This window comes from Arcobacter venerupis, from assembly GCF_013201665.1.
Classification (GTDB): domain Bacteria; phylum Campylobacterota; class Campylobacteria; order Campylobacterales; family Arcobacteraceae; genus Aliarcobacter; species Aliarcobacter venerupis.
Genome location: NZ_CP053840.1, coordinates 1,344,712 through 1,365,728 on the forward strand (window position 1 = coordinate 1,344,712; position 21,017 = coordinate 1,365,728).

At 27.2% G+C, this 21,017-nt stretch carries 22 protein-coding genes; 10 read left to right on the plus strand and 12 right to left on the minus strand.

The genetic code is table 11. The annotated features are described in order from the left end of the window. Positions 1 to 48 precede the first annotated feature (48 nt). Both AVENP_RS06650 and AVENP_RS06655 read left to right on the plus strand, forming a co-directional pair. A complete protein-coding gene (locus tag AVENP_RS06650) occupies positions 49 to 1,236 on the plus strand; it encodes a tetrahydrodipicolinate N-succinyltransferase N-terminal domain-containing protein (protein WP_128358782.1) in 1,188 nt (395 codons plus the stop codon). A 139-nt stretch (positions 1,237 to 1,375) separates the two neighbouring features. Continuing rightward, complete coding sequence (locus AVENP_RS06655; RefSeq protein ID WP_128358783.1) at positions 1,376 to 3,160, plus strand: ABC-F family ATP-binding cassette domain-containing protein; 1,785 nt, start codon at positions 1,376 to 1,378, stop codon at positions 3,158 to 3,160. Here AVENP_RS06655 and AVENP_RS06660 read toward each other — a convergent pair. The 8 genes from AVENP_RS06660 to AVENP_RS06695 form a co-directional block, all read right to left on the minus strand. Further along, positions 3,157 to 3,966, minus strand: a complete 810-nt coding sequence (locus AVENP_RS06660) for a DUF234 domain-containing protein (protein ID WP_228201867.1) — start codon at positions 3,964 to 3,966, stop codon at positions 3,157 to 3,159. The genes AVENP_RS06655 and AVENP_RS06660 overlap by 4 nt on opposite strands. 78 nt (positions 3,967 to 4,044) lie before the next feature. Further along, positions 4,045 to 4,497, minus strand: coding sequence for a YaiI/YqxD family protein (locus AVENP_RS06665; protein ID WP_128358785.1), 453 nt, complete (start codon positions 4,495 to 4,497; stop codon positions 4,045 to 4,047). Continuing rightward, the gene (locus tag AVENP_RS06670; RefSeq protein WP_172664239.1) at positions 4,494 to 5,819 is read right to left on the minus strand and encodes a murein hydrolase activator EnvC family protein; all 1,326 of its coding nucleotides are present in this window, start codon (positions 5,817 to 5,819) and stop codon (positions 4,494 to 4,496) included. The genes AVENP_RS06665 and AVENP_RS06670 overlap by 4 nt, the downstream gene beginning before the upstream one ends. Next, the gene (locus AVENP_RS06675) at positions 5,812 to 6,630 is read right to left on the minus strand and encodes a cell division protein FtsX (RefSeq protein ID WP_128358787.1); all 819 of its coding nucleotides are present in this window, start codon (positions 6,628 to 6,630) and stop codon (positions 5,812 to 5,814) included. The genes AVENP_RS06670 and AVENP_RS06675 overlap by 8 nt, the downstream gene beginning before the upstream one ends. Then, complete coding sequence (locus AVENP_RS06680; RefSeq protein WP_128358788.1) at positions 6,617 to 7,279, minus strand: cell division ATP-binding protein FtsE; 663 nt, start codon at positions 7,277 to 7,279, stop codon at positions 6,617 to 6,619. The genes AVENP_RS06675 and AVENP_RS06680 overlap by 14 nt, the downstream gene beginning before the upstream one ends. Next, positions 7,276 to 8,469 carry a tRNA (guanosine(46)-N7)-methyltransferase TrmB gene (gene trmB, locus AVENP_RS06685; protein WP_128358789.1) on the minus strand — a complete coding sequence of 398 codons (1,194 nt, stop codon included), beginning with the start codon at positions 8,467 to 8,469 and terminating at the stop codon, positions 7,276 to 7,278. Before trmB ends, AVENP_RS06680 begins: the two co-directional genes overlap by 4 nt. A 14-nt stretch (positions 8,470 to 8,483) precedes the next feature. Continuing rightward, complete coding sequence (locus tag AVENP_RS06690) at positions 8,484 to 9,542, minus strand: fibronectin type III domain-containing protein (protein WP_153802235.1); 1,059 nt, start codon at positions 9,540 to 9,542, stop codon at positions 8,484 to 8,486. Beyond that, positions 9,490 to 10,476, minus strand: coding sequence for an RluA family pseudouridine synthase (locus AVENP_RS06695; protein WP_128358791.1), 987 nt, complete (start codon positions 10,474 to 10,476; stop codon positions 9,490 to 9,492). The genes AVENP_RS06690 and AVENP_RS06695 overlap by 53 nt, the downstream gene beginning before the upstream one ends. 19 nt (positions 10,477 to 10,495) lie before the next feature. On the opposite strand from AVENP_RS06695, the gene AVENP_RS06700 reads away from it, so the two are divergent. Beyond that, positions 10,496 to 11,602 carry an FtsW/RodA/SpoVE family cell cycle protein gene (locus AVENP_RS06700; RefSeq protein ID WP_128358792.1) on the plus strand — a complete coding sequence of 369 codons (1,107 nt, stop codon included), beginning with the start codon at positions 10,496 to 10,498 and terminating at the stop codon, positions 11,600 to 11,602. Positions 11,603 to 11,618: 16 nt separating this feature from the next. On the opposite strand, the gene AVENP_RS06705 is transcribed toward AVENP_RS06700, so the two are convergent. Together AVENP_RS06705 and AVENP_RS06710 are read right to left on the minus strand one after the other, a co-directional pair. Then, positions 11,619 to 12,335 (minus strand): hypothetical protein, encoded by a 717-nt coding sequence (locus tag AVENP_RS06705; RefSeq protein WP_128358793.1) that lies wholly within the window; start codon positions 12,333 to 12,335, stop codon positions 11,619 to 11,621. An 8-nt stretch (positions 12,336 to 12,343) separates the two neighbouring features. Further along, positions 12,344 to 13,129, minus strand: a complete 786-nt coding sequence (locus AVENP_RS06710) for an energy transducer TonB (RefSeq protein WP_172664241.1) — start codon at positions 13,127 to 13,129, stop codon at positions 12,344 to 12,346. Positions 13,130 to 13,178: 49 nt separating this feature from the next. Here AVENP_RS06710 and hemL point away from each other — a divergent pair, with 49 nt between their 5' ends. Genes hemL through AVENP_RS06730 form a run of 4 tightly spaced genes read left to right on the plus strand, consistent with a single transcriptional unit; the run spans position 13,179 to position 15,659 of the window. Next, positions 13,179 to 14,459 carry a glutamate-1-semialdehyde 2,1-aminomutase gene (gene hemL, locus AVENP_RS06715; RefSeq protein ID WP_128358795.1) on the plus strand — a complete coding sequence of 427 codons (1,281 nt, stop codon included), beginning with the start codon at positions 13,179 to 13,181 and terminating at the stop codon, positions 14,457 to 14,459. 12 nt (positions 14,460 to 14,471) lie between these two features. After that, a complete protein-coding gene (gene ppnP, locus AVENP_RS06720; protein ID WP_128358796.1) occupies positions 14,472 to 14,789 on the plus strand; it encodes a pyrimidine/purine nucleoside phosphorylase in 318 nt (105 codons plus the stop codon). 14 nt (positions 14,790 to 14,803) lie between these two features. After that, complete coding sequence (locus AVENP_RS06725) at positions 14,804 to 15,118, plus strand: AtpZ/AtpI family protein (protein WP_128358797.1); 315 nt, start codon at positions 14,804 to 14,806, stop codon at positions 15,116 to 15,118. Next, positions 15,108 to 15,659, plus strand: a complete 552-nt coding sequence (locus tag AVENP_RS06730; protein WP_228201868.1) for a hypothetical protein — start codon at positions 15,108 to 15,110, stop codon at positions 15,657 to 15,659. Before AVENP_RS06725 ends, AVENP_RS06730 begins: the two co-directional genes overlap by 11 nt. Positions 15,660 to 15,663: 4 nt before the next feature. Here AVENP_RS06730 and AVENP_RS06735 read toward each other — a convergent pair whose 3' ends face one another. Then, positions 15,664 to 16,344 (minus strand): hypothetical protein, encoded by a 681-nt coding sequence (locus AVENP_RS06735; RefSeq protein WP_128358798.1) that lies wholly within the window; start codon positions 16,342 to 16,344, stop codon positions 15,664 to 15,666. A gap of 4 nt (positions 16,345 to 16,348) precedes the next feature. Then, the gene (rpoD, locus tag AVENP_RS06740) at positions 16,349 to 18,235 is read right to left on the minus strand and encodes an RNA polymerase sigma factor RpoD (protein WP_128358799.1); all 1,887 of its coding nucleotides are present in this window, start codon (positions 18,233 to 18,235) and stop codon (positions 16,349 to 16,351) included. A 175-nt stretch (positions 18,236 to 18,410) separates the two neighbouring features. Here rpoD and AVENP_RS06745 point away from each other — a divergent pair, with 175 nt between their 5' ends. The 3 genes from AVENP_RS06745 (at position 18,411) to AVENP_RS06755 (ending at position 21,014) form a co-directional block, all read left to right on the plus strand. Then, positions 18,411 to 18,914, plus strand: coding sequence for a 3-isopropylmalate dehydratase small subunit (locus tag AVENP_RS06745; RefSeq protein ID WP_128358800.1), 504 nt, complete (start codon positions 18,411 to 18,413; stop codon positions 18,912 to 18,914). After that, complete coding sequence (leuB, locus tag AVENP_RS06750) at positions 18,914 to 19,981, plus strand: 3-isopropylmalate dehydrogenase (RefSeq protein ID WP_128358801.1); 1,068 nt, start codon at positions 18,914 to 18,916, stop codon at positions 19,979 to 19,981. Before AVENP_RS06745 ends, leuB begins: the two co-directional genes overlap by 1 nt. A gap of 106 nt (positions 19,982 to 20,087) precedes the next feature. Continuing rightward, positions 20,088 to 21,014: an exopolyphosphatase gene (locus tag AVENP_RS06755; RefSeq protein ID WP_128358802.1), complete on the plus strand. Its 927-nt coding sequence runs from the start codon at positions 20,088 to 20,090 to the stop codon at positions 21,012 to 21,014. The last annotated feature ends 3 nt before the right edge of the window (positions 21,015 to 21,017 follow it).

Below are 21,017 nucleotides of genomic sequence, written 5' to 3' on the forward strand. Positions count from 1 at the left end.
ATTAGTCTTCTTTGTAGTAAAATAAATCAAAAAATAATAGGAGATATAATGGCTTATACAAAAGAAGAATTCAAACAATTAGTAGATGATATACAATCACAATCTTGGTACAAAAATCCAATCGGGTTTGGTATTGCAAAAGTTGATAGAGGACAAATCAATAAAGATAAAATATTACAAGCAACTTTCCCTTTAATAAATTGGAATGAAAATTTTGGAAGTGCAGCAGTATTATTAAACGCTTTAAAAGTAGCTGGAGTTGATGTTGATACTTCAAAATCTGAGTTAGTAGCTAAAATCTCAGATGAGTTTTTAACTTCTTGTATTGAAGCTTTTAGACCATTTATCCCTGAAGCAAAAGGTGATGCACATAAAAATGTTCAAGTAATTTCAACACTTGCTTCACTTCCAATAGATTCTGGATTAACAGGTGAAGATTATAGAGTTGTATTTATTTTTGAAGATGTTGCACCTGAATCAACAGAAGCTGTATATTTAAAATTATATGCACTTTCAACTGGAAAAGCTGCACTTAGAAGTTTAAACTTAACTGGTGCATTTGGTAAATTACACAACTGCGCTTGGGTTGGAAATCAACCAATTGAACTTGACTGGTTAAGAGCAAATGAAATCGTATTAAAACTTTCAGGAAAATACCCAACTATTGATATGGTTGATAAATTCCCAAGATTCTTACAACACATTATCCCTGCTGATAACACAAGAATCTTAGAGACTTCAAAAGTTAGAATGGGAGCTCAATTAGCAGCTGGAACAACAGTTATGCCAGGAGCTGCTTATGTTAACTTTAATGCTGGAACTTTAGGGAGCGTTATGGTTGAGGGAAGAATTTCATCTTCAGCTGTTGTTGGAGCTGGATCTGATGTTGGTGGTGGAGCTTCAATTCTTGGAGTTCTTTCTGGAACTGACGGAGTTCCTGTTTCTATTGGAGAAAACACACTTTTAGGTGCAAATTCTTGTACTGGAACTGCAATTGGTGATGGTTGTATTTTAGATGCTGGTGTTACAATCTTGCCAGGAACTAAAATCGCATTATCAGAAAAAGCTGTTGCTGCATTAAAAGAGATTAATCCAAATAAAGAGATTTCTACTGTTATGAAAGGAAGTGATTTCTTAGGAGTGAATGGAGTTCACTTTAGAGTTAACTCTTCAAATGGTCAAACAATCGCTATGAGAAGTACAAGAGAAGTTAAATTAAACGCTGATTTACACTAATCTTTATATTTTATATGAATTAAAAGGTAAGAAGTTTTCTTCTTACCTTTTTTTATTTAAACTCTAATCAACATATAACCACATATATCGTATAATCCCAACCTTAAACAAATACAAAACACAATAATAAAAGAGAAACATGATAGAACTTTCAAACGTATCAAAAAGCTACGGACCAAATGAGCTTTTTAGTGAACTAAATTTAAGATTAAATTCTGGTAATAAAATCGGATTAGTAGGGCGAAATGGTAGTGGAAAATCTACGCTTTTCAAGTTAATTCTTCAGGAAGAACAAGCTGATGGTGGAGAAGTAATGATTCCACGAAATTATAAAATCGGAGCTTTAAAACAATATTTTGATTTTACTGAAAAAACTTTAGTTGATGAAACAGCACTGGCACTTGCAGAAGATGATAAATTTAGTATTTACAAAGTTGAAAAGATTTTATTTGGTCTTGGATTTTCTCAAGAAGATTTAGAAAAAGAACCAAAATCATTTTCAGGTGGTTTCCAAATTAGAATTAATCTTGCGAAACTTTTATTAACTGAACCAAATATGTTACTTCTAGATGAGCCAACAAACTACTTGGATATTTTATCTATTAGATGGTTAAAAGCATTTCTTAAAAATTTTGATGGTGAAGTTATTTTAATCACACATGATAGAGACTTTATGGATAGTGTTTGTACACACACTATGGGAATTATCAGAAGAAATGCATATATGATTGCAGGTGGAACAGAAAAGTTCTATGAGCAATTAGCAAGTAATGAAGAGCACCATGAAAAACAAAAAATAGCTCAAGATAAAAAAATCAAAGAGCTAGAAGAGTTCATCGCAAAAAATAAAGCAAGAGCTTCAACAGCTGCACTTGCACAATCAAAGGTAAAAATCCTTGAAAAAATGGATGTTTTAGAAGATATTGGTTATGACTCAACTTTAAAATTTGATTTTAATTATAAAGATACTCCTGCTAAATTTTTACTTGAAGTTAAAGATGTAAGTTTTGGATATACGAAAGATAATATTTTATTTAAAGATATTTCATTTGCCCTTGAAAAAGGTCAAACTTTAGGGATTATTGGAAAAAATGGTAAAGGAAAATCAACTTTACTAAATGTAATTGCAAATGAACTAAAAGCTTTAAGTGGAACTATTGATTATCATGGAAGTACAGTTTTTGGACACTTTGGACAAACAAATATTTCTCATTTAAATTTAAATAGTACAATTATGGATGAAATTCATTCTACAAATACAAAATTACCAGAATCAGTTGTAAGAAGTATTTGTGGTTTAATGATGTTTAGTGGAGATAATGCTAAAAAGAAAATTTCTTTATTATCAGGGGGAGAAAAAAGTAGGGTAATGCTTGGAAAAATTATTGCAAAAGATGTAAATTTACTTTTCCTAGATGAGCCTACAAATCACCTTGATATGGATTCAATTGCAGCTTTAACAAAAGCAATTAAAGCTTTTGAGGGTTCAAGTATCATTGTAACTCACAGTGAAGAGTTATTAAGAGAAGTTTGTGATAGATTAATCGTATTTGCAAATGATGAAGCTGTATGTTTTAATGGAACTTATGATGAGTTTTTAGAAAAAATTGGTTGGGATGATGATGTTGTTGAAGTTAAAAAAGAGAAAAATGTAAAAGTAAACAAAAAAGAGAGCAAAAAACTTAGAGCAGCAATTGTTTCTGAAAAATCAAAAGCTACAACTCCAATTAAAAAGCAAATGCAAGAAATAGAAGAAGAGATTGAAAAATTAGAAGATTCTCTTGAAGATGCTAGAGTAAAACTTTCAAGAGATATTCCAAAAATTGAGAAAAATATAGAAGATAAATTTGCTCAATTGGAAGCTTTACAAATTAAACTTGATGTAATGAATAAAGAGTTTGAAATAAGAATGAGTGAGGTTTAAGCTAATAATAGCTTAAAGCTCTTCGGCGTAAATAGTCTAAGAGTCTCACTTTTTTGTGATTTTAACTCATTTGAGAAACCATTTTTACTAAATATTACAAAAATATCTACATTTAAATCTGCTGTTTTGCAATCTTCTTTTAGTTTATTTAACTCATTTTTCTTTAGTTTAGAATTTATATATTTACAATTTCCAGCGATAATTTTTCCAGATGTTGTTTTTGCAACTAAATCAATTTCAACTTTTTCATCCCAATATTTACCAAATTGTTTAACTGGATCTTCTGTAAAAGAGTCTCTAAGACACTCCATTGCTAACTCTTCAAAAATAAAGTTTCCAAATTCAGCTTGTTTATTTTCATAAAGTTCATAAAACTCTTTGTACTCTTTTTCTTTGATTCCTTTATAAATTGGAGAAACAAAAGCAAACCAAAATCTCAAAAAAGGAGTTGTAAAAAGAAGTTTTTTAGAAATTTTATCATCACCTCTTTTTTTTGCTAGGTGATGTTGTGAAGATTCAATTTCTATTAATCCTCTATCAACAAGCTTCTCAACACATTTCATTCCCTCTTCAAAGCTAACAAAGGCTCTTTTAAAAGATGAGTTTGTTCTTCTATCACCTTGGGCAATTCCTGTTAAAATTGCGTGGTCAACTTTATATCCACCACTTATTGTATTTATTTCATATCGAAGATTTGTATATTCATTTAAAATATGTTTTTCAATTAGCTCAAGTAGAGGTTTTGTTGTATCAATTTTTATATTTAATCCACCAAATACTATAAAGTATTGAACAGCTGTTTCCATATCTGTGATTTTGTTTTCAGTACAAAAAATTCTGAATTGATTTTTTGTTGATTGATCTATTAAAATAATGGTAAATCCTTAGTTTTTATTATATTTTTGCAAAAAATTATTAAAAGAGTTTGCAAATTGTTGAGCATCTTTTTGAGAAAAAGGAGCAGGGCCTTTTGTAATCTCTCCGCTATCACGTATCTCTTGCATTAGATTTCTCATTGCAAGATACTGTTTTATATTGTCTTTTGTGTACATAGAACCTCTATGATCAATTGCGTGTGCATCTTTATCTATTGTTCTATCAGCTAGTGGAATATCTGCTGTTATTACCAAATCGTTTGAATTTAACATTTCAACAATTTTATTATCAGCTTCATCTGCACCTTGGTTTACTATTATATATTTAATATAATTAGAATCACCTATATTGATTTTTTTATTTGCAATTACAATTGTATCTAATTTTTGTTTTTCAATAGCTCTTAAAACTATAGGTTTTAACAAATTAGGGAAAGCATCACCATCTATAAAAACTATCATATTTTAAACAAATCTTTTGGGTCTATATGTGAAGAATCTTTTGTTGCTTGAAACATTAAAGTATCATTAACACGACCTACAACATATCCTTGTTGTATCCATTTCCCAACAACTAAAGTTGGAGAAATTTCATCTAAATGTGAATAAATAGTATGAAGTCCACCTTCATGTTGAATAATTACAACATTATCAAGCATTCCAGCATTTTTTTTAGCATAAACAACTTTTCCATTTAAAACAGAAACCACTTTTGCTTTTGGTTCATCACTTTTTAAAACTATTGACTCATTAAATAATTTAATTTTATAAACTGGGTCATAATATATTCCAAAATTTTTTACAACTTTAAATGATTTTAAAGGAGCGATAGTTTTTGACCCCTTATACTTTATAATTGTAATTCCATCTGTTGAAGAACCAATCTTTCTAACATCTAAATTTAAAGTTTTTGCATATTTTTGATTTCTAACATCTGATGATTGAACTTCATCATCAGATGTATCTTCTTCAATAGTTTTTTCTGATGATGCTGATTTTTTTTGTGCTAAAAGCTCTTGTAATTTTTTTCTTTTATCTTCCGCTTCATTTTCTGCTTTTTTTATTTCTGCTTCTTTTAAGATATTTAATTCAGAAAGTAAATCTTTTAATGATTCTTGCTCTTTTGCAACTTTATTTAACTCTTCTTGATAAGATTTATGTTGCTCCTCAAGATTTGCAAGTGAACTTGAATGTTTTTCTCTTAAACTAGTAAGTTTATTTTTAGTTTTTTGTCTATCTTGTATGTAAGAAGATATTTTTTCTATATCTTTTTGATTATTTTTTGTATTTGCTGATAAAGTACTATAATTAGTGTCTAATTTTGAGACTTTATCTTTTGAATGTTGAGATAATAAAGTATAGATTTCATTATCAATTAACTCTTGTAAACTATCTTCTGAAACTAATTTTAATGCAATTGAAACAGAAAATTCTTCAATTATTGTATTAACAATTTGTTCTTCGCTTGTAGTTTTTTCTTTTATTAATTCAGAAGATTTAGATTGAAGTTCATCTAATTTACTTTTTGATTCTTCTAATAATTTTTGGTGTTCATCAATATCTGCATTTATTTGTTTTATATCTTTTTCAAGATTCGTAATATTCTCATTTTGAGATTCGATCTTATCTGCTAACTCTTTTATTTTAAGTGATGTATTTTGTTTTTTATCATCTGTTGAATCTAATATTTCTTTATTTTTTTGTATTTTTTTGTCGATATTAGAACTTGATGCACCAAAAATAGTACTTAAACATATACTTAATAAGAAAAACTGTTTAATCATTATTTATCTTATATTTTAATAATACACCAAATATTGTAAATATTGAAATAGAGAATGATAGTGAAAATATTTTCATTAATTCAACAAATATGTTTATATTAATATCAACTATTTCATGTAATTCTATAGGAAATAAAACAGTCATATTGTTAGAAACATAATATAAAAATCCTGCAGAAATTAAAAAAGATAATAAAGAACTTAGTAAGGCATAATTTAATATTGAAGAAGCACTATATAAAATCGATGCACCATGAAGCCTTAAAATAGATATTTTTACATTTTGTTCATGAAACCATAATTTTATTTGTTTTGCAATAATAATTATTGCAAAAAGTGTAATTATGAAAAATAAAATAAAAGAGACTGTATTTAATAAAAGTAAAAGTAAATAAATTTGATTATGGTTTTTATAGAAAACTTCAACTTTTTTTACATTTTTATTTTGTAATAATGTCTCTTTTATATCATCAAGTTCACTACTTGTTGGAAATATTTCTAAATATATTTGATAAAAATTTGGTAATTTTTGTTTTAATAACTCAACTGAAGTATCAGATAAAGTAGATTTTATACTAGAAATAATTTTATCATTTGGTAAATTTTGTATTCTTTCAACTTTGATACCTGCTAGTTCTTTAATTGCATCTTTTTGTAAAGGTAATGTTGTAACTATAACTATAGAGTAATCTCTTGATATTTTTGATTTATAATTATCGACTACGTTATTTATTAATAAAAATATAGAAAAAGCAATTAGCATAGATAATAATGGAATTAAAAAAGCAAATACATTTTTAAGAAACTTCATAAATAATTCCATCCTCGATAGATAATTGTCTAAACTTAATACCTAAATTTTTAGGAACTCTGTGTGTTACGACAACAATAGTAATTCCCAATTGCTCATTTGCGCCTTTTAATAAGTTCCATACAACTTCAGCTGAATAATCATCAAGATTTCCTGTTGGTTCATCTGCAATAATTATTTTTGGATTATGTGCAAGTGCACGTGCAACTGCCACTCTTTGTTGCTCTCCACCACTTAGTTCATTTGGATAATAACCAGAACGGTGCGAAAGTCTAACATGAGCTAAAAGCTTATTTGCTTGATCTTTTGATATTTCATCCGAATAACCATTGATTTTAAGAGGAATCATAATATTTTCTTCAATAGTATATTCATTTATTAATTTATAATCTTGAAAAATAATACCAATGTCTTTTCTTAAAACCCTTAGTTTTTTCCCTCTAATTCCAAAAACTTCTTGATTTTCTATTTTTAAACTACCATGTTTTAAAGGAATATCTCCATAAAATGATTTTAAAAGTGTTGATTTTCCACTTCCCGAGTTTCCACCTATAAATATAAACTCTTTAGGTTTTATAGAAAAGTTTCCTTTTTTTATAATATATTTATTGTCATCATATGAAAGATAAATATTTTTTGCTTCTATCATTTACTTAAAATCTCTTTTAATTTTTCATGGGCATTAATATTTGAACTTGTTGGAAGAGGATTTCCTTGATAATATGAAATTTCTCCTTCTTTTACATATAAATATTTAGTTACAGGTCTATCAAAATTTCCCATTGTTACTTTTACAAGTCCAGAATTATCAGAGCCTTCAATCGTATAAAGTTCTTCAACATGAATAAAATAATTACTTTCAATTATTGATTTTGTAGGAATCGTTATTAGCATTTTGTTAAAATCAATTTTAAAATCAAAAGAAAAATCAAAATTTAGATTTATATTTTCATCATTATTTTGTGCTTCTAAAACTACATCATAAATATTTTTACCTTGTTTTTTCCATCTATCTTCATATTTACTTGATACTGCTAAATCTTTGTTAATATCAATAGTAATTCTTCCTTTTGGTAGATTTGTTAAAACTTCTGTACAAAAATCAAAATATTTTCTACTATCAGTTCTTAGTTCCAATGTTCCTGTAATTTTAAGAACTCTTAGTGCTTCATTTACAAACTCATTTGAATAGATTCTTCTATGTGGTTTTTTATCCCAAGGAACAGGGAAATGCACAAATATTTTTCCAACTTTATTTGATTCAATAAATTCCATAAAAAGTCTTGCATCATAATTTACAACTAATACATTTGTAATATCTTGAAGCTCAAGTTGTTTTAGAAGTTGTTCAATTGAAGGATAATGAATTTCGAGACCAATAAATTGTACATTAGGATTTGTTTTTGCTTGATGTAAAAGATGTCTCCCACTTCCAAAACCAATCTCTATTTGAATCTCTTTATCACTATTAAATTCATCAACAAAATAATTAATATCTTTTAAATATCTATTTTTTGTCTCTTCTTTAAATTTTAGATTATTTGTATTTGAAAATAATACTTTTACTTCATTTAAATTTACATAGGCATTTAAAGCATTTTTAACTAAAGTTACAGGAGAAATTCTAGTTACTTTATCCGCTTTAACCATGAAATTATCATCTTTGGGTTTTAGTGATAATAAAAACTCTTTATTTTCATTTTCTAATGCAATTTTATATTCAGTTCTTCTTACTTTTTCTGTGAAATTATATGATTTTGCAATAAACTTAAAATTTACTCCATCTTTTTGTGATGGAGTAGGGATTAATTCTTTTTTTTCAAATACTATATGTGGCATTTATCTTCTTATTATTATAATTTGATTTTTTGTGATTTTGAATCTGTATTATTTTGTTCAATTAAAGCTACGTTTGTACTTGGATTTGAAAGGTTATTGAAACTTATACCTTGAACCGAAGTTGTATCACTTTCTAAACCGTCTTTATCAACAGCTATAACTTTATAATAATAACTTTTCCCACTATTTTCAGTTTTATCAGTGAATTGATGAGTATTTGTATCAACTTCTTTTATTTTTGAATAACCAAGTAAACTAAAATCGCTTCTATATATTGCATATTTAACAACATCTGCAGTAGGTGAAGCATCCCAAGTTAAGATAATCTCTTTATTTTGATTATTTGATGCTTTTATATTTAAAGGTACTTGTGGAAGTGGTTTAGTTTTTGCAATAACAATTTTACTTGGTGCTGATTCAACATCATCAAAACTAAAAGCTTTTATTCTATATTTGTAACTTGTATTATTATCTAATCCAGTATCAAGATATTCAGCTTGTAATCTTTGACTAATAGTTTTTAAAAGTATCCATTCATTTAAAAAAGTATTATATTTTTCAATTCTATAATATCCTACTCTTTTATCAGGATGTGGCTTCCATAATAATTTTACACTATGAGGTAAATTTGATATTGCTTGAACAAAATCAATAGGCACAATTCGTGGAAGTGTTTGAACAATATATGCATCAGTTGTTTTTGATTCAATTCCTCCATCTATTCTTGAAGAAATTTGATAAGCATATCTTGTTTTTGGTTCTAAGCCTTTATCAACATAGTGTGTTGCATATTTATTGTCAATTGATTTAATAAGTTTTAATTCTTTTGAACCTTTATCAATTTCTGTTCTATAAAAATTATAACCAATAACTCTTGAATCATTTACTTTTTCCCATTCGAATCCAATATTTGCCATATCCGGAATAGATTTAATAGAATTATAGTTTACAACTTCTATACTCGCATCAACTTTTGGATTTGTTGCAGGATTTAAAGTATCAATTACGTTTGTACATCCATTAAGCAAAAGTATTAAAGTTGCTAATGATGTTATTTTCATTAAGTTTAACATTTATATTCTCCAGTTGAAAATTTTTATCTAAGAATTCATTCATATCATTTGGTAAATCTGCTTTGAAACTCATTTGCTTATTTGAAATTGGGTGGGTTAAATAAAGATAATAAGCATGCAAATAAAACCTATTAATTTTATTTAATTCGCCCTTAAAACCATATAAATTATCCCCTAATATATGCCTATTTATCGAACTTAAGTGAACTCTAATTTGATGAGTTCTCCCTGTGAATAATTTTGCAGCTATTAATTCAAAATTTTCTTTATTACTTAAAGCCATTTTAAAAAAAGCTGATTTTGCATTTCTACCATTCTCTTCAATAGACATTTTTAGTCTATTATTTTGATTTCGTGCAATTGCTTTATCAATAACAACATTATCTTTTAATGGTGTATCAATAATTGCGAGATAATATCTTCCCATAGATTTATCTTCAAGTTGTTTAGATAATCCTAAATGTGCTTCGTTTGTTTTTGCAACAACCATAACACCACTTGTTCCTTTATCTAATCTATGAACTATTCCATATCGTTCTTCTCCACTAATTGTTGATAATGAAATATTATTTAGTTTTAACCAGTCAACTAAAGTTGCATCTTTAACACTTGGAGCATCATGAACTGTTAAATTGTAAGGTTTATTAATTACTAAGATATCATTATCTTCATAAATAATTTCAACATTTTTGTCTTTTAAAGACTCTTTTACAAAAGTTTCATCTTTTTTAGGATTTAATTCAGCTTCAGGGAAGTGAACGTCAACACTTTGATTCTCTTTTAATTTAAGGCCAGTTTTACTTACTATTTTGCCATCAACTTTAACATACTCTTTTTTTATAAGTTGTTCAATTTGATTTCTTGAAGCATCAATATTTAATGCAAGAAATTTATCCAGTCTATTTGTTTCAAAAACAATAAAATTTTTATCCATATTTAGATACTCTTTCACTATGCGTTTATTTGATAAAAGAATTATTTCCCATTTTGATTATTTGTTAATAATATATGTTTTACCTTTGATATTCATATCATACCATTTAATTGGTGAAACAAACGAAAGATTAGCTAACAAACAATTAGTATATTATGTAATTTCAATTTTTGTGTTTATTGGTGTTTTCATTTTACCTATAAGAAAAAAAATTAGAATTATTCCATTTTTATATTGGCTTAGTATTATATTATTACTTGCAGTTGAATTTGTTGGTGTTACAAAATTAGGAGCAACAAGATGGTTGCCCATTCCTTTTCTTCATGCAACTATACAACCATCTGAATTAATAAAACCAACATTTATTTTGATGCTAGGATATTTAATTCATCATAAACCACCACCTAAAAATGGTTATAGTTTTTTAGACTTTTCTTATTTCTCATTTTATATATTATTGCCATTTTTATTAATTGCAAAAGAACCAGATTTAGGAACAGCGATGGTTTTACTTTTAGTAGGATATGGTATTTTATTTATTATTGGAGTAAATTGGAAAATTTGGGCTACTATTTTTATAGTAATTGGTATTGCTTCTCCCTTTATTTATACGTATTTAATAAAAGATTATCAGAAAAAAAGAATTACTGATTTTGTTTCAGAAGAACCAAGTTACCACGTTCAACAATCAATTATTGCAATTGGTTCAGGTGGACTTACTGGAAAACAAAGTGAAGAGGCAACTCAAACTCAATTGAAATTTTTGCCAATTTCAACAAGTGATTTTATTTTTGCATATTTTGTTGAAAGATATGGATTTTTAGGTGCAATTGGATTGATATTTTTATATGCATTAATCATTATGCATTTACTTAGTATGAATTACTATTTTAAAGATGATTACGTCTTAAGAGTTTTTTCATCCGGATTAGGACTTCTAATATTTTTTAATATGAGTGTAAATATTTTAATGGTTATTGGTTTTGCACCAGTTGTTGGGCTTCCTTTACCTTTATTCTCTTATGGTGGAAGTTCTTTTATTAATTTCATTGTGACATTTGCAATTTTAGAAAATCTATTAGCATTTAGATATATGAATTTATATAATTATGAAAGAAAACTATAAAGTAACAGGGAAAAAGTTAAATTCTCCCTTGTTTTTTCAGTACATCATTTAAAATATCTAAATCATAAATTGAATTTCCACATATTTTTTTGTCAGTTTTGATATTTAAAATTTCATTGTCTTTTTCATCCATATAAATATAATCTAAAGTATAATCTCTCTTTAATAAATCTAAACTACTTGGATCTTCGCATAAAGAGTCCTGGATTTGTTTTTTAAATTTGTTTTTTAAATTTTCATCTTCTAAATGAACTTCATTAAGTTGGTATTTGTAATGAATAATATGTTCATCTTTATAAATATCAACCAACGCTGTATTCATATCTACTTGAATAGGTAATTGTTCTTTAAAACTTTCTATTTCTTTTACTAAATTATAATCATCATAAAAATAAAATTTACTAACTTCTATAAAAAAATTAATTGAAAAAAATAGGTTTATTGTTACGAGAACTTTTGATAAGAATGACCATAATTTAAAACCTTTATATTTGTTTGCAGTTCTAAATATAGTTAAAAATATTCCAATAGCATAAATTGTAATTACAACATAAATAAATAACTCAACATAACTATCTTTATTTTGTGCATAAACACTATCCATAAATATTGTTTCAAAAAAAACTTCAATTAAAAATGTAATAAATATAAACCAAAACCAAAATACAACCCAAAGGGAAGTCTTTCCATTTAATAATTTATAAAAATAGTTTTTAGTGTCAGTTGTTGTCATTCTTTTCCTTAGTATGTTCTATATTGTACATTGAATCTTAGTTTCGTTGATGTTTGAGGTTTTGGATAATCTTTATATGCAATTTCAATTAATTCTAGTGAATACTCATCTAAAACTGCATATCCAGAAGAGTCAATAACTCTCAAACCTGTAATACTTCCATCGGGATGAAACATAAATTCTATAATATTTACGCCACCAATTTTAAGTTTTGCTGCAAGTGGTGGATAACCTAATCTATTTAAAACTCTTTGAGTAATAGTTTGAAAGTTATTTAGATTTTTTTCTAAATAAGCTTTTTGAACATTTGTGAATTTATCATATTCTTCCCCATATAATTTTTGAAGTTCATTTAAAATCTCTTTATTAATTGGTTGTTTTTGAGATAAAAAATCTTCTAAAGTTTTATCTTGAAGGGATTTTTCATTTACAATTTGCTCATTTAAAACTTTTTTTTGTAATTGTTTAGATTTTTCTATATCAATTTTCCTAATATTATCAGTTTTTTTCTCAATTGGTTTTTGAAGATTTTGCTTTTTAACTAGCTCTTTTTGAGGTTGTGGTAACTCAACCTTTTTTTCTATTTTATTTTCAACTTTTGGTTCAATTTTTTCTTGAATACTTTCATTTGGTATTGGATCTATTTTTTTTAGTTTTACAAATTTAACATCAGATTTTTTTAATACTTTTTCTTCTTTTTGATTATTTTTTACGAATTCATCATTCTTGTACTTCTTAAATAGGAAGAAATGTAAAGTTATTGAAATAATAAAGGCTAAGATAATAATTTTCATAGCGCGATTATAGTACAATTACACTAATAAATGATTAATAGGAATATGAATGTTTGAAAAATCTATAAATGCTTATGAAGAAGCAAAAAAAGTAATACCAGGTGGGGTTGATTCACCTGTTCGTGCTTTTAATAGTGTAGGAGGAACTCCTCCTTTTATTGCAAAAGGAGAGGGTGCTTATTTAATTGATATTGATGGAAATAAATATTTAGATTTTGTACAAAGTTGGGGCCCTCTTATTTTTGGACATTGTGATAAAGATATTGAAGAAGCAGTAATTAAAACAGCAAAAAATGGTTTATCTTTTGGTGCACCAACAGTTTTAGAGACTGAACTAGCAAGTGAAATTGTTGAAATGTACGATAATATTGATAAAGTTAGATTTGTAAGTTCTGGAACAGAAGCTACAATGAGTGCTATTAGACTTGCACGTGGAGTAACAGGAAAAAGTGATATTATAAAGTTTGAAGGTTGTTACCATGGACACTCTGATTCTTTACTTGTACAAGCAGGTTCTGGAATGGCAACTTGTGGAGCTCCAAGTAGTCCAGGTGTGCCAGCTGACTTAACAAAACATACACTTTTATGTGAATATAACAATATTGAAAATCTAAAAAAATGTTTTGCAGAAAGTTCTGATATTGCTTGTATTATTATAGAACCAATAGCTGGGAATATGGGATTAATTCCTGCTGATATTGAATTTTTAGAAGCTTGTAGAAAATTATGTGATGAGAATGGTACTTTATTAATTTATGATGAAGTTATGTCAGGGTTTAGAGCAAGTTTAACAGGGGCTAGCGGAATAGTTAGACCACAAGCTGATATTATTACTTTTGGAAAAGTAATTGGTGCTGGTATGCCAGTTGGTGCTTTTGCCTCAAATAGTAAAATTATGTCACAATTAAGTCCAGAGGGAAAAATCTACCAAGCTGGAACATTAAGTGGAAATCCTGTTGCAATGGCTGCTGGACTTACAAGTTTGAGAAAACTAAAAGCTAATCCTGCTATTTACGATGAATTAACTGCAAAATCAACAAGATTAATGAATGGTTTAAAAGAAGTTGCAACAAAATATAATATTCCTTTTCAAACAACAGTAAGAGGAAGTATGTTTGGGTTTTTCTTTTGTGAAAAAGAACCTAAAAACTTTAAAGATGTTAATAACTGTGATTTTAAAAGATTCGCAACATTTCATAGAGAAATGATAAAAAGAGGTTTTTATTTTGCTTGTAGTCAATATGAGTTAGGATTTATCTCTACAGTTATTACAAATGAAGACATTGACGCTTGCATTAATGCAGCTAACGAAATTATGAAAAATTTATAAAAAGGAAATTAAATGCCAACTATTAAGAATGTAGAATTAACAAAAAAAGCAAATATCTATTTTGATGGAAAAGTTACAAGTAGAGGTTTTGTTGATGAAAATGGAGTTAAAAAATCTTTAGGTATTATGATGCCAGGTGAATATACTTTTGGTACAAATGAAGCAGAGCATATGGAGATTATTTCAGGAAAAGTTGAGATTTTAATTGCTTGTGGTGATAGTAACTGGGAAACAATAAATGGTGGAGAATATTTTGAAGTACCTGCAAATTGTAGTTTTGAAATAAAAGTTTTAGAAATAACAGATTATTGTTGTACATATATTGCATAATTTTGGCTAATTAAATGGATAATCAAAATAACAATAAACCAAAACACCAAGATAAAGTTATCGCTTTAGATAACTTATCTTTAGGAATTTCAATTGTTGCTGCAATTATAATAGGTTTTGGTATTGGATATGGTTTAAAACAATTAACTGGATATACATGGACCTTATGGCTTGGTATTGCTTGGGGGATTGCAGCTGCTATTATGAATGTATATAGAGCATATAAAAGAGCTCAAAAAGAGTTTGAGGGTATGGAAAATGACCCGAGATATGCTTATAGAGCAAAACATGGAGATAAATCTTTTGATAAAGATGATGATGAAGATTAATCCAGAAATATTAAAATTTGCAAAGGTCTTTATTCTTTTAGACCTTTGTATGATAATTTATTCTTTAATATTTCAAAGTAATTTATGGTTTTTAAATACTCAAGTTGCATTTTTTTCTTCAATATTAATTACTATAGCTACTTTTTTATCTTATAAAACAAATATCGAAAATAGATTATCAAATATTGACTTAACTAAAATAAATGAAGGTGTTGATAGGGATAAAATTGATGAGATAGATGATCCTTATGATTTATATACGCAATATAAAGAGATACCAGAAGATGAATTAACAAGTGAAAAAATAAAAGAAATTTTAAATAATGAGAAATCAAAAGTAAAAAGAAACTCTTTTAAAAATACTCTTTTTTCAGCAAGTGGATTTTTATCAATTTATAGAGTTTTAGGTTATGGGATTTTAATATTTGGTTTTTTTGCTTTAAATAATAATAAGATTTTTCTACCAATTGCTTTTTTAATTGGATTAGGAATTGTTCCTCTTGGAGTTTTATTTTCAAAGCTTATTGAAAAAAAGCTTTGAAAATTTAGAGAATTAAAGGTAAATCAATAGTTACCTTATTCTCATCAGAAGTTAAAATAAAAGAGTTATTATCTTTTATATTTAACGATGAAAAATCATTTTTCTCATTCGAAAATATTTCAACACTTATCAAAGAGTATTTTTTATTATCAATTTTAATATATTCACCAATTTTTAATAAAATAGAACATGTAACATTGTTTTTATCTTTAAAAACTTCAAAAACACCATTTAATGTTTTTATAAATGAACTAGCATCTAATTTAAATTCAGGAATAGAAGGATCATAATTTTTTGTAAAATTAATATCATTTTTTATTTTACTTGTAGAAATTGCTAAATCAACTAAAGTAAAAATGTTTGTAGTATTTATATTTTTTATATTAAGGTTTGACTCTTTTTTAACCATAGCACTTTTATAAAGTTTCATATGGATTTCATCTTCATTTTCATACATTACAGTTACTGCATAAAAAGTATAATTTTTAATATTTAAGTCAATATAAGATGTTTGCGCCCCAAATGTTTTTGGGGCGTATGTTAAAGCTAAATCAAAAAGCTCTTTTTGTTTTATTCTATTTAATAAGAATTGAGCTTCTGAATTAGAATAGATAATTTTTGCAGTTGATGAAAAAGATAAAATAGGATTTAAATCTAATTCAACCCACTCTTCAAAAAAACTCATAATTCTAACTTTCTACGTAGTTTTTAAGATTTTTACCTACTTTTGGATGCTTTAATTTCTTAATAGCACTTGATTCAATTTGTCTAACTCTCTCTCTTGTTACTGAAAGTTCTTTTCCAATCTCTTCTAATGTTCTATCACTTGCATCTTCCATAAGACCAAATCTCATTCTAATTACTGCTTGTTCTCTTTCATTTAATTGACCTAGGATTTGATCAATTTGACCTTGTAAATCTTCTTTCATGATATTATCAACTGGTGTTGGAGCTTTTTCATCAGGAACGAAATCTCCAAATTTACCATCATCATCGCTTCCAATTGGAGCTTCAAGTGAAACTGGTTCTTTTGTAATTTTGATTACTTGTTTAACTTTATCAACAGGAAGCCCAACTTCTTTTGCAATTTCATCTACATCTGGCTCTTTCCCATTTTCTTGAATACCTTTTCTGATGATTTTATTGATTCTATTAATAGTTTCAATCATGTGAATAGGAATTCTAATTGTTCTTGCTTGATCTGCAATTGCTCTTGAAATTGCTTGTCTAATCCACCAAGTTGCATAAGTAGAGAATTTATAACCCTTTTTATACTCAAATTTATCAACAGCTTTCATTAATCCAATATTACCTTCTTGAATTAAGTCAAGGAATGGTAAACCTCTATTTGTATATCTTTTTGCAATAGATACAACAAGTCTTAGATTTGATTTTGCCATTCTTGTTTTTGAAGTATCAGTTATTTGTTTACCTCTTTTGATTTGTTCAAGAACATCTTTTAACTCTTCTGGTGCTAAATCAAAACCACCTTTTGAAGCTTCTTTTGTTTGGAAAAGTTTTTTTATTTCCATATAAGAAGAAACCATAGTTGCTTCTGGAACCATTGATGTAATTTGAGCTTTTGTTAAATTTACAATGTTATCTAAAATCTTCTTGTGATTTTTTAATAGTGTTTCATTAAATAAAGGTAATTTATACTCTAATCTTTTTAATTCACCATCAAAACCTGTATCAGATTTTAAAGCTGTTTCCATAGCTTTTACTATTTCTGTAATTAATTTAGAAGTTGGTCCTAAATCAAGTAAAGCTTCTTTTAAAATTTTCTTTTTAAATGCAACCGCAAGATTAAAAGTCATTTGATCTGTTTCGTCATCTGATTTTGCAGTCTCTTTTGCAGCAAATTTAAGCCAATCTTTTTTAGCTTTTTCAAGTATTTTAAATGCTTCAATAATAGTTTGCGCTCTTTTATCAAGTTTTTTTAATTTTTTAGCACTATTTTTTTCACTATCCTCTTCATCTGAAGAGTCGGAATCGTCATCATCATCTACAACTTCATCTTCGATATCATCTTCTTCTTCATTTTCAGAATCATCATCATCAAAATTTCTAAATAACTCTTTTACTTTTCTTTCTCTATTTACTAAAGGTTCTTTATATTCTAAAATGAAATCTATTAAGTAAGGTACATAACAAATAGCATCAAGAATAATATCTTCACCCATTTCAATTCTTTTAGAGATTTCAATCTCTTCTTCTTTAGTGAGTAATGGAATTTGACCCATTTCTCTTAAATACATTCTAACAGGTGAATCTGATCTTGACCACTCAAGTAACTCTTTATTTTTTAATAAATCGTAAACATCATCTTCATTTTCTATTAACTTTTCTCTTAATTCTTTTCTTTTTTTAGCTTCTTCGGCATTCATTCTTTTTGCTTGTTCTTGAGAACTAATTACAGTAACATTACATAACTGTATTAAAGCTAGAAGTTTTTTGATGTTTGGACCAGAAGGTGCTTTTGGAAAGATTTTAATAATTTTTTCGTAAGTAAGTACTGAATCTTTGTACTCTTTTACTAATTGCTCGATAGTTTTATTTATATCTTTTACGCTCATTGTATTAGGGAATCCTCTTTTCTAAGATGGTCGGATATTATACCCAAAATAGTTAAACATTTAATTAAAAAAAAGGTATTTAAACAAATATTACTGAAAAATTGGCTAAAATGCCTTTTTTTTGAAAATAATATTTAATGAATTTTTAAATTTGTTAAATTCAAGGATATATAATATGAATAAAATAACTGGAAAAGTATGGAATTTTGGGGCGAATATTGACACAGATGTTATTATTGCAGCTAGATATTTAAATAGTTCAGATCCTGAACATTTAGCAAAATATGTTATGGAAGATGCTGATCCTGATTTTCCAAAAAAGTTACAAAGAGGTGATATTATAGTTGCAGGTGAAAATTTTGGATGTGGTTCAAGTAGAGAACATGCTCCAATAGCACTTAAAGCTGCTGGAGTTGCTGCTGTTGTTGCGCCATCATTTGCAAGAATTTTTTATAGAAATGCTTTTAATATGGGTTTACCAATATTTGAATTACCAGAATCTTTAGAAATTAAAGAGGGTGACGAAATTTCAATAGATTTAGATAATGGTAAAATTATAAATAATACAACAAATAAAACTTATGACTTTACTGCTATCCCTCCTTTTATGCAAGAATTAATTGCTGCAGGTGGATTAATTAATTACGCAAAAGCTGAAATGGGAAGAGGAGATAAATAATGAGTAATTATAAAATATCAGTAATTAAAGGTGATGGAATAGGTCCAGAAATCGTTGATGAAGCAATAAAAGTATTAAACGCTGTTTCTAAAAAATGTAGTTTTGAATTATCTTATAAAGAGTATTTAATGGGTGGTATTGCTATTGATACTACGGGTGTTCCTCTTCCACAAGAAACAGTTGACGGTGTTTTAGATTCTGATGCTTGTCTATTTGGTTCAATTGGTGGAGAAAAATGGGATACTTTACCAAGAGAATTAAGACCTGAAACTGGACTTTTAAAGTTTAGAGAAGAGATGGGTGTTTATGCAAATCTTAGACCTGCTATTGTTTATGATGAATTAGTTAATGCTTCAACACTAAAACCTGAAGTAATTAAGGGTTGTGATATTATGGTAGTTCGTGAGTTAATTGGTGGGATTTACTTTGGTCAACCAAGAGCGAATGATGGATTTAAAGCTTATAACACAATGGTTTATACAAAACCAGAAATTGTAAGAATTGGTAAACAAGCATTTGAATTGGCAATGAAAAGAGATAAAAGAGTTTGTTCTGTTGATAAAGCAAATGTTTTAGAAGTTTCTCAACTTTGGAGAGATACTATGAATGAATTATCAAAAGATTATCCAGAAGTTACACTTTCTCATATGTATGTAGATAATGCAGCTATGCAACTTGTAAGAAACCCAAAACAATTTGATGTTATTGTAACAGGAAATATTTTTGGAGATATTCTTTCTGATACAGCTTCAATGGTTGTTGGTTCAATTGGATTATTGCCATCAGCTTCAACAGGAGATAAAACTGCAATTTATGAGCCAATTCATGGATCAGCTCCAGATATTGCAGGAATGGGAATAGCAAATCCAATAGCAACAATTCTAAGTGCTTCAATGATGTTAAGATACTCTTTAAATGAAATTAAAGCAGCAGATATGATAGAAGATGCAATAAAAGCAGCATTAAAAGATGGTTATAGAACAAAAGATTTAGCTTCATTTGATGCTAAGGAAGTTTTAAATACTACTGCTATGGGCGATTTAATCGTTAAATATATAAACAAATAATAAAGAGAGCTTTGCTCTTTTTATTTCCTTTAAATTAAATAATAACTACTTTAAATATAATTAACATTTACTATGATAAGATAAAATCAAAAATTTGGTGATAAATATGAATAAAAAATATAGATTAATTACAAGAAGTGATATGGATGGTTTAGTATGTGGGACACTACTTATATACTTAGATATTATTGATGAAATTATTTTTGTTCATCCAAAAGATATGCAAGATGGGAAAATTGAAGTTACACCAAATGATATTACAACAAATCTTCCTTATGTTGATGGAGTATATTTAGCATTTGATCATCATTATTCAGAAACATTAAGAAATGAAAAAAAAGATAACCACATTATAAATGCAAATGCTCCAAGTGCTGCACAAGTTGTTTATGATTATTATGATGGGGATAATGCTTTCCCTGGATATTTTACAGGAATGATGAATGGAGCTAATAAAGCTGATAGTGCTGATTTTGTTGAAGATGACATTTTAAATCCACGCGCATGGGCATTACTTAGTTTTATTATGGATTCAAGAACAGGTTTAGGAAGATTTAAAGATTTTAGAATTTCAAATTATCAGCTTATGATGGATTTAATAAAATATTGTGCAAAACATAATATTGACCAGATTCTTGAATTACCAGATGTAAAAGAAAGAACAGATTTATATTTTAAATATGAAAATGAATTTAAAGAACAACTAAAAAAAGTAACAACAATAAAAGATAATTTACTGGTAATTGATTATAGATATGAAGAAATTATTTATCCTGGAAATAGATTCATGATTTACGCAATGCATCCAGAACAAAATATTTCAATACATATAATGTGGGCAAAAGATAGGGAAAAAGTAGCTTTTAGTGTTGGAAAATCAATAATAAATAAATCTTCAAAAACAAATGTTGGAGAACTTATGCTTAGATATGGTGGTGGGGGACATGAAGCAGCAGGTGGTTGTCAAATAGATGAAAAAGATTCTTTAATAGTTTTAGAAGAGTTAATTAAACAAATTAATCAAGATGGATAAAAG

Excerpts from the sequence above, each read along its gene's own strand:
- AVENP_RS06650 (WP_128358782.1), top strand. The coding sequence starts at position 49 with ATGGCTTATACAAAAGAAGAATTCAAACAATTAGTAGATGATATACAA.
- AVENP_RS06655 (WP_128358783.1), top strand. The coding sequence starts at position 1,376 with ATGATAGAACTTTCAAACGTATCAAAAAGCTACGGACCAAATGAGCTT.
- AVENP_RS06660 (WP_228201867.1), bottom strand. The coding sequence starts at position 3,966 with ATGGAAACAGCTGTTCAATACTTTATAGTATTTGGTGGATTAAATATA.
- AVENP_RS06665 (WP_128358785.1), bottom strand. The coding sequence starts at position 4,497 with ATGATAGTTTTTATAGATGGTGATGCTTTCCCTAATTTGTTAAAACCT.
- AVENP_RS06670 (WP_172664239.1), bottom strand. The coding sequence starts at position 5,819 with ATGATTAAACAGTTTTTCTTATTAAGTATATGTTTAAGTACTATTTTT.
- AVENP_RS06675 (WP_128358787.1), bottom strand. The coding sequence starts at position 6,630 with ATGAAGTTTCTTAAAAATGTATTTGCTTTTTTAATTCCATTATTATCT.
- AVENP_RS06680 (WP_128358788.1), bottom strand. The coding sequence starts at position 7,279 with ATGATAGAAGCAAAAAATATTTATCTTTCATATGATGACAATAAATAT.
- trmB (WP_128358789.1), bottom strand. The coding sequence starts at position 8,469 with ATGCCACATATAGTATTTGAAAAAAAAGAATTAATCCCTACTCCATCA.
- AVENP_RS06690 (WP_153802235.1), bottom strand. The coding sequence starts at position 9,542 with ATGTTAAACTTAATGAAAATAACATCATTAGCAACTTTAATACTTTTG.
- AVENP_RS06695 (WP_128358791.1), bottom strand. The coding sequence starts at position 10,476 with ATGGATAAAAATTTTATTGTTTTTGAAACAAATAGACTGGATAAATTT.
- AVENP_RS06700 (WP_128358792.1), top strand. The coding sequence starts at position 10,496 with ATGCGTTTATTTGATAAAAGAATTATTTCCCATTTTGATTATTTGTTA.
- AVENP_RS06705 (WP_128358793.1), bottom strand. The coding sequence starts at position 12,335 with ATGACAACAACTGACACTAAAAACTATTTTTATAAATTATTAAATGGA.
- AVENP_RS06710 (WP_172664241.1), bottom strand. The coding sequence starts at position 13,129 with ATGAAAATTATTATCTTAGCCTTTATTATTTCAATAACTTTACATTTC.
- hemL (WP_128358795.1), top strand. The coding sequence starts at position 13,179 with ATGTTTGAAAAATCTATAAATGCTTATGAAGAAGCAAAAAAAGTAATA.
- ppnP (WP_128358796.1), top strand. The coding sequence starts at position 14,472 with ATGCCAACTATTAAGAATGTAGAATTAACAAAAAAAGCAAATATCTAT.
- AVENP_RS06725 (WP_128358797.1), top strand. The coding sequence starts at position 14,804 with ATGGATAATCAAAATAACAATAAACCAAAACACCAAGATAAAGTTATC.
- AVENP_RS06730 (WP_228201868.1), top strand. The coding sequence starts at position 15,108 with ATGAAGATTAATCCAGAAATATTAAAATTTGCAAAGGTCTTTATTCTT.
- AVENP_RS06735 (WP_128358798.1), bottom strand. The coding sequence starts at position 16,344 with ATGAGTTTTTTTGAAGAGTGGGTTGAATTAGATTTAAATCCTATTTTA.
- rpoD (WP_128358799.1), bottom strand. The coding sequence starts at position 18,235 with ATGAGCGTAAAAGATATAAATAAAACTATCGAGCAATTAGTAAAAGAG.
- AVENP_RS06745 (WP_128358800.1), top strand. The coding sequence starts at position 18,411 with ATGAATAAAATAACTGGAAAAGTATGGAATTTTGGGGCGAATATTGAC.
- leuB (WP_128358801.1), top strand. The coding sequence starts at position 18,914 with ATGAGTAATTATAAAATATCAGTAATTAAAGGTGATGGAATAGGTCCA.
- AVENP_RS06755 (WP_128358802.1), top strand. The coding sequence starts at position 20,088 with ATGAATAAAAAATATAGATTAATTACAAGAAGTGATATGGATGGTTTA.